At 64.9% G+C, this 10322-nt stretch carries 10 protein-coding genes and 1 pseudogene; 1 reads left to right on the plus strand and 10 read right to left on the minus strand.

What is annotated here, in order from left to right:
* The 8 genes from ACYP5B_RS17005 to ACYP5B_RS17040 form a co-directional block, all read right to left on the minus strand.
* Window positions 1-1319: acyl-CoA dehydrogenase family protein (locus tag ACYP5B_RS17005; RefSeq protein WP_459570473.1), on the minus strand; the 1319-nt coding region annotated here is incomplete at its 3' end.
* 105 nt (window positions 1320-1424) lie between these two features.
* The gene (locus ACYP5B_RS17010; protein WP_174423155.1) at window positions 1425-2360 is read right to left on the minus strand and encodes an electron transfer flavoprotein subunit alpha/FixB family protein; all 936 of its coding nucleotides are present in this window, start codon (window positions 2358-2360) and stop codon (window positions 1425-1427) included.
* A gap of 19 nt (window positions 2361-2379) precedes the next feature.
* A complete protein-coding gene (locus ACYP5B_RS17015) occupies window positions 2380-3129 on the minus strand; it encodes an electron transfer flavoprotein subunit beta/FixA family protein (protein ID WP_400092530.1) in 750 nt (249 codons plus the stop codon).
* Window positions 3130-3333: 204 nt separating this feature from the next.
* Entirely contained in the window at window positions 3334-4131 is a 798-nt protein-coding gene (locus ACYP5B_RS17020) for a MetQ/NlpA family ABC transporter substrate-binding protein (protein ID WP_459570474.1), read from the minus strand.
* Window positions 4132-4198: 67 nt separating this feature from the next.
* Window positions 4199-4852, minus strand: a complete 654-nt coding sequence (locus ACYP5B_RS17025) for a methionine ABC transporter permease (protein WP_043344505.1) — start codon at window positions 4850-4852, stop codon at window positions 4199-4201.
* A complete protein-coding gene (locus ACYP5B_RS17030; RefSeq protein WP_459570475.1) occupies window positions 4842-5876 on the minus strand; it encodes a methionine ABC transporter ATP-binding protein in 1035 nt (344 codons plus the stop codon). Before ACYP5B_RS17030 ends, ACYP5B_RS17025 begins: the two co-directional genes overlap by 11 nt.
* A gap of 171 nt (window positions 5877-6047) precedes the next feature.
* A complete protein-coding gene (locus tag ACYP5B_RS17035) occupies window positions 6048-6860 on the minus strand; it encodes an enoyl-CoA hydratase (protein WP_318233392.1) in 813 nt (270 codons plus the stop codon).
* An 11-nt stretch (window positions 6861-6871) separates the two neighbouring features.
* Window positions 6872-7795, minus strand: coding sequence for a histone deacetylase family protein (locus ACYP5B_RS17040; protein ID WP_459570476.1), 924 nt, complete (start codon window positions 7793-7795; stop codon window positions 6872-6874).
* Between the two features lie 118 nt (window positions 7796-7913).
* Between ACYP5B_RS17040 and mltB the strand changes: the two genes are divergently transcribed.
* Window positions 7914-9020: a lytic murein transglycosylase B gene (gene mltB / locus ACYP5B_RS17045; RefSeq protein ID WP_459570477.1), complete on the plus strand. Its 1107-nt coding sequence runs from the start codon at window positions 7914-7916 to the stop codon at window positions 9018-9020.
* A 79-nt stretch (window positions 9021-9099) separates the two neighbouring features.
* Here mltB and cysM read toward each other — a convergent pair whose 3' ends face one another.
* Window positions 9100-10002: a cysteine synthase CysM gene (gene cysM / locus ACYP5B_RS17050; RefSeq protein ID WP_267606613.1), complete on the minus strand. Its 903-nt coding sequence runs from the start codon at window positions 10000-10002 to the stop codon at window positions 9100-9102.
* Window positions 10003-10110: 108 nt separating this feature from the next.
* Window positions 10111-10322 (minus strand): annotated as a pseudogene (locus ACYP5B_RS17055) (pyrimidine utilization transport protein G); the annotation flags it as partial.

Genomic DNA, 10322 nt, shown 5'->3' on the forward strand with positions numbered 1-10322 from the left:
CCTTCGTAGATCGGCAGGATGCGGGCATCGCGATAGTGCTGGGCCGCGCCGGTTTCCTCGATGAAACCCATGCCGCCGTGCACCTGCACGCCCAGGCTGGTCACATCGATCGACAGCTCCGTGCTCCAGCCCTTGACGATGGGCACCATGAACTCGTAGAACGCCTGGCTTTGCTTGCGCACCGCTTCGTCGGCGTGCTGGTGCGCCGTGTCGCACGCCGCCGCGGCCACATACGCTACCGCGCGCGCGCCTTCGATCAGCGAGCGCATGGTCATCAGCATGCGCTTGACGTCCGGGTGATGGATGATGGTCACCGCCTCGCGCACCGAGCCATCGACCGGACGGCTTTGCACGCGCTCGCGGGCAAAATTCACGGCCTGCTGGTAGGCCCGCTCCGATACGGCGATGCCTTGCATGCCGACCGAGAAGCGCGCCGAGTTCATCATGATGAACATGTATTCCAGCCCGCGGTTTTCCTCGCCGACCAGCGTGCCGATGGCGCCGCCGTGGTCGCCGAACTGCAGCACCGCCGTGGGGCTGGCCTTGATGCCCAGCTTGTGCTCGATCGACACGCAGTACGCGTCGTTGCGCGCGCCCGGCGAGCCGTCTTCACCCACCAGGAACTTGGGCACGATGAACAGCGAGATGCCCTTGACGCCCTCGGGTGCCGTGGGCGTGCGCGCCAGCACGAGATGGACGATGTTCTGCGCCATGTCGTGCTCACCGTAGGTGATGAAGATCTTGGTGCCGAACACCTTGTAGGTGCCATCGCCCTGCGGCTCCGCGCGCGTACGCACGGCGGCCAGGTCCGAGCCGGCCTGCGGCTCGGTCAGGTTCATGGTGCCGGTCCACTCGCCGGAGATCAGCTTGGGCAGGAAGGTGGCCTTCTGCTCGTCGCTGCCCGCGGTCAGCAGGGCCTCGATGGCGCCGTCGGTCAGCAACGGGCACAGCGCGAACGACAGGTTCGCCGTGTTCAGCATCTCGTTGCAGGCCGTGGCGATCAGCTTGGGCAAGCCCTGGCCACCGAACTCCTGCGGATGCAGCACGCCCTGCCAGCCACCTTCGCCAAACTGGCGGAACGCGTCCTTGAAACCGGGTGTGGTGGTGACCACGCCGTCCTTCCAGCTGCTGGGCTCGATGTCGCCGATGCGGTTGAGCGGCGCCACCACTTGTTCGTTGAATTTGGCCGCCTCGTCGAGCACCGCCTGCGCCGTCTCCGGCGTGGCGTCCTCGAAGCCGGGCAGCTTGCTGACGGCGTCAAGATCAGCCAGTTCGTTCATCACGAACAGCATGTCCTTGAGCGGGGCACGGTAGGTCATCGATGTCTCCGGTATGTATAAAAAAGCCGTTCTCGGGCGGGCCCGGAACGGCTAGTACTTCCTGATCGAGCCTGGCGCGTCAAACGCCGTGCCGGGCAGTGGGGATCAGCCCAGCGCCGCCACCAGTTCGGGCACGACGGTGTTCAGATCGCCAACCAGGCCGTAGTCGGCCACCGAGAAGATCGGGGCTTCGGCATCCTTGTTGATCGCGACGATCACCTTGGAGTCCTTCATGCCGGCCAGATGCTGGATCGCGCCGGAGATACCAACGGCGATGTACAGCTGCGGCGCAACGATCTTGCCGGTCTGGCCGACTTGATAATCGTTGGGCACGAAGCCGGCGTCCACGGCAGCGCGGGACGCGCCCATCGCGGCATTCAGCTTGTCGGCCAGCGGCGTCAGCACCTTGGTGTAGTTCTCGCCGGAACCCACGCCACGGCCACCGGACACGATGATCTTGGCAGCGGTCAGCTCGGGGCGGTCGCTCTTGGTGACTTCGCGCGAAACGAATTGCGAGATGCCAGCGTCGGCCACTGCGGGCAGGTTTTCGACGGCGGCCGAGCCACCTTCGGCTGCGGCGGCGTCAAAGCCGGTGCCGCGCACGGTGATGACCTTGACCTTGTCCGACGACTGCACGATCGAGATCGCGTTGCCGGCGTAGATCGGGCGCTCGAACGTGTCCGGGCTGTCGACCTTGGTGATGTCCGACAGCTGGGCTACGTCCAGCTTGGCCGCGACGCGCGGCAGGATGTTCTTGCCGTAGGCCGATGCGGGCGCCAGGATGTGGCTGTAGTCGCTGGCGATGGCCAGGACTTGCTCGGCCACGTTCTCGGCCAGGCCGTCGGCGAACTGCGGCGCATCGGCCAGCAGCACCTTGGACACGCCGGCGATCTTCGCGGCAGCAGCAGCAGCGGCAGCGGCATTGGCGCCAGCCACCAGCACGTGGACATCGCCGCCGCACTGGGCGGCTGCCGTCACCGTGTTCAGGGTAGCGGCCTTGATGGATTGGTTGTCGTGTTCAGCAATGACGAGTGCAGTCATGTTTTATCTCCTGGCGCGCTCAGATGACCTTGGCTTCGTTCTTCAGCTTTTGCACCAGCGTCGCAACGTCCGGCACCATCACACCCGCGCTACGCTTGGGCGGCTCAACGACCTTGACGGTCTTCAGACGCGGCGCCACGTCCACGCCGAGATCTTCCGGCTTGACGATATCCAGCGGCTTCTTCTTGGCCTTCATGATGTTCGGCAGCGTCACGTAGCGCGGCTCGTTCAGGCGCAGGTCGGTGGTCACCACCGCCGGCAGCTTGAGCGACAGGGTCTCCAGACCGCCGTCCACTTCACGCGTCACCGAGGCCTTTCCATCGGCCACCACCACCTTCGAGGCGAAGGTGGCTTGCGGCAGGCCTGCCAGCGCGGCCAGCATCTGGCCGGTCTGGTTGGAGTCGTCGTCGATGGCCTGCTTGCCCAGGATCACCAGTTGCGGCTGTTCCTTGTCGACCAGGGCCTTGAGCAGCTTGGCCACGGCCAGCGGCTGCAGGTCTTCGTTCGACTCGACCAGGATGCCGCGGTCGGCGCCGATGGCCATCGCCGTACGCAGGGTTTCCTGGCACTGGGTCACGCCGCAGGACACGGCGATCACTTCGGTGACCACCCCGGCTTCCCGCAGGCGCACCGCTTCTTCCACGGCGATTTCGTCAAACGGGTTCATGCTCATCTTGACGTTGGCCAGATCCACGCCCGTGCCGTCCGACTTCACCCGGACCTTGACGTTGTAATCCACCACGCGCTTGACTGCGACGAGTACTTTCATGCGCTCACTCCACTGATAGTCGATAGTCAGAAATTTGGTTCGCTCGCCATTATAACCACCGGGTGGGTGGCACTCTTATTTTTCGAACGGTCGTACTATTTTATCGGTAAAGAATTGCCGGGCATAGCCCGGCAATGTGAAAACCTCGCCGTATTGTGCCGCAGGATGCCCTGCGGCACACGGTTTTTGAGGTTTTTTTCAAACTTACCAGGCGGTAATCACCGAATCCTTGAAAGTGCTCTGGACATACTGCTTGATCTCCGGCGAATGATAGGCCTTGACCAGCTTGGCCACCCAGGGCTTGTTCTTGTCGGCTTCGCGGATGGCGATCAGGTTGGCATAGGGACCCTTGGGGCCTTCCATGGCAATCGCGTCCTTGGTCGGCGACAGGCCAGCCGACTCGGCGTAGTTGCCGTTGATGGCCGCAGCGTCGAGGTCATCCAGCGAGCGCGGCAGTTGCGCGGCGTCCAGCTCGACGATCCGGATCTTCTTCGGGTTGGAGACGATGTCCAGCGGCGTAGCCTTCAGGCCAGCGTCCGAGCGCAGCTTGATCAGGCCCTTGCTTTGCAGCAACAGCAGGCCACGGCCACCATTGGTAGGATCGTTCGGTACGCCAACGCGCGCGCCATCCTTGATCTGGTCGAGCGACTTGATCTTCTTGGAGTACACGCCCATCGGGAAGGTCACGGTGAAGGCAATGTGGGTGAACTTGTAGCCACGGTCCTTGATCTGCGCTTCCAGGTAGGGCAGGTGCTGGTAGCTGTTGGCATCCAGGTCACCCGAAGCCAGCGCGGCGTTCGGCTGGATGTAATCGCTGAATTCCACCACCTGGATGTTCAGGCCATCCTTGGCCGCGACCTTCTTCACCTGCTCCATGATCTGGGCGTGCGGGCCGCCGGTGACGCCGATCTTGATCGGCTTTTCCTGCGCCACGGCGCCGGTGGCCAGGGTGGCGCCCAGGGCGGCGCCGACAATCCATTGCAGCAAGTTACGACGTTGCATGTTGACTTCCTTTTTCTCGATGGCTCTATGTCTTTGCAGATAGCCGGCGGAATGCCGGGCTGACTTGTTACTTGTGGCTGATGCGCCGCACCAGCCAGTCGCCGAAGCTTTGCACCGCTTGCACGAAAACGATCAGGATCAGTACCACCGCCACCATCACCTCGGTGATGTAGCGCTGGTAGCCGTAGCGGATGCCGAGGTCGCCCAGGCCGCCGCCGCCAATGGCGCCGGCCATGGCCGAGTAGCCCACCAGGCTGACAAAGGTGATGGTCAGGCCGGCCACGATGCCAGGCATGGCCTCGGGCAGCAGCACCTTCATCACGATCTGGCCGGTACTCGCGCCCATCGACTGGGCGGCTTCGACCAGGCCCTTGTCGACTTCGCGCAGCGCGCTTTCCACCAGGCGCGCGATAAACGGGATCGCGGCGATGGTCAGCGGCACCACGGCCGCGGTCGTGCCGATCGACGACCCCACGATAAAGCGCGTGAACGGGATCACCACCACCAGCAGGATGATGAAGGGGATCGAGCGCACAGCGTTGACCACCACGCCGATGGTGCGGTTGAACAGCGGATGCGACAGCACGCCGCCGCGGTTGGTCAGGTGCAGCAGCACGCCCAGCGGCACGCCAAACAACGCGCCGACCACGCCCGAGATGCTCACCATCAGCAGTGTCTCGTTGAACGAGGTCAGGAACAGGTCAAACATTTCAGACCACATGCTCGATCTCCTCCACCACTACGCCCTCTTGTTGCAGGTACTCCATCGCCGCCTTCACGTCGGCCGGCTCGCCGGTGGCCATGATGGCCAGCGAGCCGAAGGCCTGGCCCTGGATCTCGTCGATATGCCCGTGCAGGATGTTGAAGTCCAGCCCGTAGCGGCGGATCGCCTGGGCCAGCACCGGCTGGTCCACGCCCGCGCCGGTGAAGGCCAGGCGGTAGACGTGGTCGCGCCCGTTGCCAAGCCGGCTTTCCACACGCTTGAGCACGCTGGGCGGCAGTTCCTGCGCGATCACGTCGCCGATCATGGCGCGCGTGACTTCATGCTTGGGCCGCAGGAATACATCGATCACCCGGCCGGTTTCCACCACCTGGCCGGCTTCGAGCACGGCCACGCGGTCGCAGACCTGTTTGATCACTTCCATCTGGTGCGTGATCATGACGATGGTCAGGCCCAGCTCGCGATTGATCTGCTTGAGCAGTTCGAGGATGGAGCGGGTGGTCTCCGGATCGAGGGCGGAGGTCGCCTCGTCCGACAGCAGCACCTTGGGCTTGCTGGCCAGCGCGCGGGCAATCCCCACGCGCTGCTTCTGCCCGCCGCTGACCTGGGCGGGATAGCGATCCTTGAGCGCGGTCAGGCCGACCAGTTCCAGCAACGGCAGCACCGTATCGGAGATCTCGCTGTGGGACTTGCCGGCGAGCTCCAGCGGCAGCGCCACATTGTCATAGACGGTACGCGACGACAGCAGGTTGAAATGCTGGAAGATCATGCCGATGTCGCGGCGTGCCTTGCGCAACGCGGCGCTGTCGAGCGCGGTCAGCTCCTGGCCGGCCACGCTCACGCGGCCGGCGCTGGGGCGGTTAAGCAGGTTGATGGCGCGCACCAGGGTGCTCTTGCCGGCGCCGCTGCGGCCGATGATGCCGAAGACCTCACCTGCCGCAATCGACAGGTTGACGTCCCGCAGCGCATGCACTTCACCCGACCCGCCGGGGAAGCGCTGCGAAAGACCTTGCAGTTCGATCATGTGAAAAGAAAACGGCAACAGGCGAGAAAGTCTCTCTAGCGCTGTTGCCGCATTTTATTTTTTGGGCGAAGTGCGCATTTTAAGCGATCCGCTTCATACCAGAAACGACTTTTTGCCGATGTCTTTATATGTTAAGGGCATATAGGCCCGTAAAAGCCGACAAAACGTTATTTAAACATCACCCCAAGAGGGCGGGCGCTTGTCGAGAAAGGCCTGGACGCCCTCCAGCGCCGCCGGATCCATCATGTTGCAAGCCATGGTCTGCCCGGCGAGCTGATAAGCCGCTTCGATGCCCATCTCCAGTTGGCGGTAGAACAGGCCCTTGCCGGCGGCCACGGCGGCGGCCGGCTTGGCGCAGATGCTGGCCGCCAGGCGCGCGACCTCGGCATCGAGGGCATCGGCCGGCACTACGCGGTTGACCAGCCCGCGGTCCCGGGCTTGCAGGGCGTCGATCATGTCGCCGGTCAGCAGCATCTCCATGGCGTGCTTGCGCGACAGGTTGCGCGACAGCGCCACGCCGGGGGTCGCGCAGAACAAGCCGAGATTTACGCCCGATACCGCAAAGCGGGCCACGTCGGCCGCCACCGCCAGGTCGCACATCGCCACCAGCTGGCAGCCGGCGGCGGTGGCAATGCCTTGCACGCGCGCGATCACCGGCTGCGGCATCTTCTGCATCGCCATCATCATGCGGGTGCAGCGGTCGAACAGGCGGCGGTAGTAGTCGTGCGACGGGCTGGCGCGCATCTCGCGCAGGTCATGGCCCGCGCAGAACGCGCGGCCGGCCGCAGCCAGCACCACCACGCGGACCGAGGCATCGGCGCCGGCGCGGGCAAACGCCGCGGACAGCGCATCCAGCAGGTCCTCTGACAGCGAGTTGAACGCTTCGGGCCGGTTCATCGTCAGGCGCAGCACGCCCGGGGCGTCGAGGCTTTCAGTGAGCAGCGGCGTCACGGCGCGGATATCGCGGATATCAGTTTCAGCCATGCCAGGGCCTCCTATCGTTCGAGCAGCACCTTGAGGTGCGCACACACGCTACGGCTCAGCGCGCTCAGGTTATAGCCACCTTCCAGGCAACTGACGATGCGCCCTTTCGCATGGGCGCGGGCGACGTCGACCAGTTGGGCGGTGATCCAGGCATAGTCCTGCTCGACCAGCCCCATCTGCCCGAGGTCATCCTCGCGATGGGCATCGAATCCAGCCGAGATAAACAGCATCTGCGGCTTGAACCCGTTCAGGCGCGGCAGCCAGATCGTCTCCACCACTTCACGCACCGCCAGGCCGTTGGTATAGGCCGGCAGCGGGATGTTCGACATATTGGTGGCGATGTGCTCGGTGCCGCTGTAGGGATAGAACGGATGCTGGAAGAAGCTGCACATCAACACTTGGGCGTCGCCACGGAAGGCGGCTTCGGTGCCATTGCCGTGATGCACGTCGAAATCGATGATGGCCACGCGCTCGAGCCCGTGCGCGGCGAGCGCATGACGCGCGGCGATCGCCACATTGTTGTAGAAGCAAAAGCCCATGGCCCGATCCGGCTCGGCATGGTGCCCCGGCGGGCGCACGCAGCAAAACGCGTTCTCGACCTCGCCCGCCATCACCGCATCGGTGGCGGCCACCGCGGCGCCGGCCGCATGGGTGGCGGCGGCCAGCGTGTGCGGGTTCATCGAGGTATCGGGATCGATCGGGTAGTAGCCGCTGGCAGGGCTGGCCGCGGCCAGCGAGGCGATGTATTGCGGAAGATGCACGCGCCCGATCTGCTCGGCGGTGGCGGCGCTCGCCTCACGCCGGTCGAGCAGGCCGTCCATGCCGTGCGAGATCAGGTGATCCTCAATGGCCCGCAGGCGCTCGGGGCACTCCGGATGGAAATGCCCCATCTCATGCAGCAGGAACTCGGGATGCGTGTAATAGCCTGTGGGCATGTCTTATTGCTTTAATCGTGGTCTCCATTCGTTACGTTAGCACATGCCGCGCTGGCCACCCAGCGGGGTGGCGCGCAGGCACCTTCCGCTATACTCGCAGCGACTTGCAAAGGACACCATGACCGACTCCCAGCGCTCCCTGCGCCGCCCGCTCCTGGGCGCCGCACTCTCCGCTGCCGCATTGAGCTTCTGCGGCGTCTCCCCCGCCCTGCTTGCCGCCGGCAAGCGCCGCGTGAGCGTGCGCGAAGAAGAAATCGAGCCGGGCCGCTACCGTGACAACCCCAAGAGCCGCGCCTTCATTGACGAGATGGTGGCGCGCCACGGCTTTGCCCGCCAGACGCTGGAAGACTGGTTCGGCCAGGCCGTGTATTCGTCCACGGTGGTGCGCCTGATCATGCCGCCCGCCACGCCGGGACGCAAAAGCTGGCGCACCTACCGCTCGCGCTTTATCGAGCCGATCCGAATCGATGCGGGCGTGCGCTTCTGGCAGCAGAATCGTGAAACGCTGCGCCGCGCGGAAGCCGAGTTCGGTGTACCGGCCGCGGTGATCGTCGGCATCATCGGTGTCGAGACCATCTATGGCCGCGACATGGGCACCTTCCGCGTGATCGACTCGCTCTCCACGCTGGCCTTTGATTATCCGGACGTGCCCAACCGCGAAGCGCGCACCACGCTGTTCCGCAACCAGCTGGCCGACTACCTGCTGTGGTGCCGCGACACCAACACCGATGTGTTCTCGGTGCTGGGCTCCTTCGCGGGCGCCGTGGGCATTCCGCAGTTCATGCCCACCAGCCTGCGCGAATACGCCATCGACTACGACGGCGACGGCCACATCGACCTGCGCAGCAGCGCCGCCGACGCGATCGGCAGCGTGGCCCGCTTCCTGCAACTGCACGGCTGGGAACAGGGCCGCCCGGTGGTCTGGCGCATCGCCACCGACGAGGGCAGCCGCGGCATCGTCGCCGCCGCTGCGGATGGCGAGCCATGGCCCACCCGCACGCTCAACCAGTTGCTCAGGGCCGGCCTGCGCGTGGACGAGCCGATCGACCTGGCACGCGAAGGCGAAACCGGCGTGCTGGTGGTGGACCTGCCCACGCCCGGCGAAACCACCGACTACGTGCTCGGCCTGCGCAACTTCTATGTGCTGACACGCTACAACCGCAGCTTCTTCTACGCGCTGGCCGTGTACCAGCTGGGCGAGGCGGTCAAGGCCGCGATGGGCTGACCTCGCTAATCGCAGCACCAGAAACAAAAAGCCCCGCAAGATTCGCGGGGCTTTTTTTAATGCGCGGAACAACGCGGCGTCAGGCCGGGAACACCCCGGTCGACAGGTAGCGATCGCCGCGATCGCACACCACGAACACAATGGTGGCGTTCTCCACTTCCTCGGCGATACGCAGCGCCACGCACAGCGCGCCGGCAGCCGAGATGCCGCAGAAGATCCCTTCCTCGCGCGCCATGCGGCGTGCCATGTGCTCGGCATCGCCTTGGCCGACAGGCTCGGTACGGTCGATGAACTTCGGGTCGTAGATCTTCGGCATGTACGCCTCGGGCCACTTGCGGATACCGGGAATGCGCGAGCCTTCGGCGGGTTGCGCCCCCACGATCTGGATCTCTGCGTTCTGTTCCTTGAGGTAGCGCGAAACACCGGTAATGGTGCCCGTGGTGCCCATGGCAGAGACGAAGTGAGTAATGCGCCCTTCGGTATCGCGCCAGATCTCCGGGCCAGTGGTCTCGTAGTGAGCCAGCGGATTGTCCGGGTTGGCGAACTGGTCCAGGATCACGCCGCGGCCATCGCGCTCCATGGAGTCCGCGAGGTCGCGCGCATATTCCATGCCGCCCTTGACCGGCGTCAGGATGATCTCCGCGCCGTAGGCGGCCATGCTCTGGCGGCGCTCCATGCTCAGGTCTTCCGGCATGATCAGCACCATCTTGTAGCCACGGATGGCAGCTGCCATGGCCAGCGCGATACCGGTATTGCCCGAAGTGGCTTCGATCAGCGTGTCGCCCGGCTTGATGCGCCCGCGCGACTCGGCGCGGGCAATCATCGAGACTGCCGGCCGGTCCTTGACCGAGCCCGCCGGGTTGTTGCCCTCGAGCTTGCCGAGGATTACGTTGCCGCGCGGCGTGCCGGCGGCGCCGGGGATGCGCTGCAGTTGCACCAGCGGCGTATTGCCGATGGTGTCTTCAATCGTCTTGTAGGCCATGGTGAGCGGGATTCCAATGTCGGCGCTCATTGTAATGCAGTCGCAAAGCCCGCGTTGCCGACGTGGCGGGCGCTCCCCCGCGGGAGCGCCCGCTAGCTTCGCGGTGTGTCAGGCTTCGGCTTCCGCCTCGGCCTCGGCCTCGGCCTCGGCCTTGCGGCTGCCCAGCAGGTGATACAGCAGGATCGCGCCAAAAGTGGCGGTACCGATGCCGCCAAGCGTCATGCCGCCCAGCTTCAGGGTCAGGTCGCCGGCCGCCACGGTCAGCGTGGCGCCGACCGTGATCAGGTTGCGCGAACTGGAGAAATCGACCTTGTTCTGCA

The organism is Cupriavidus sp. 8B, assembly GCF_054589115.1.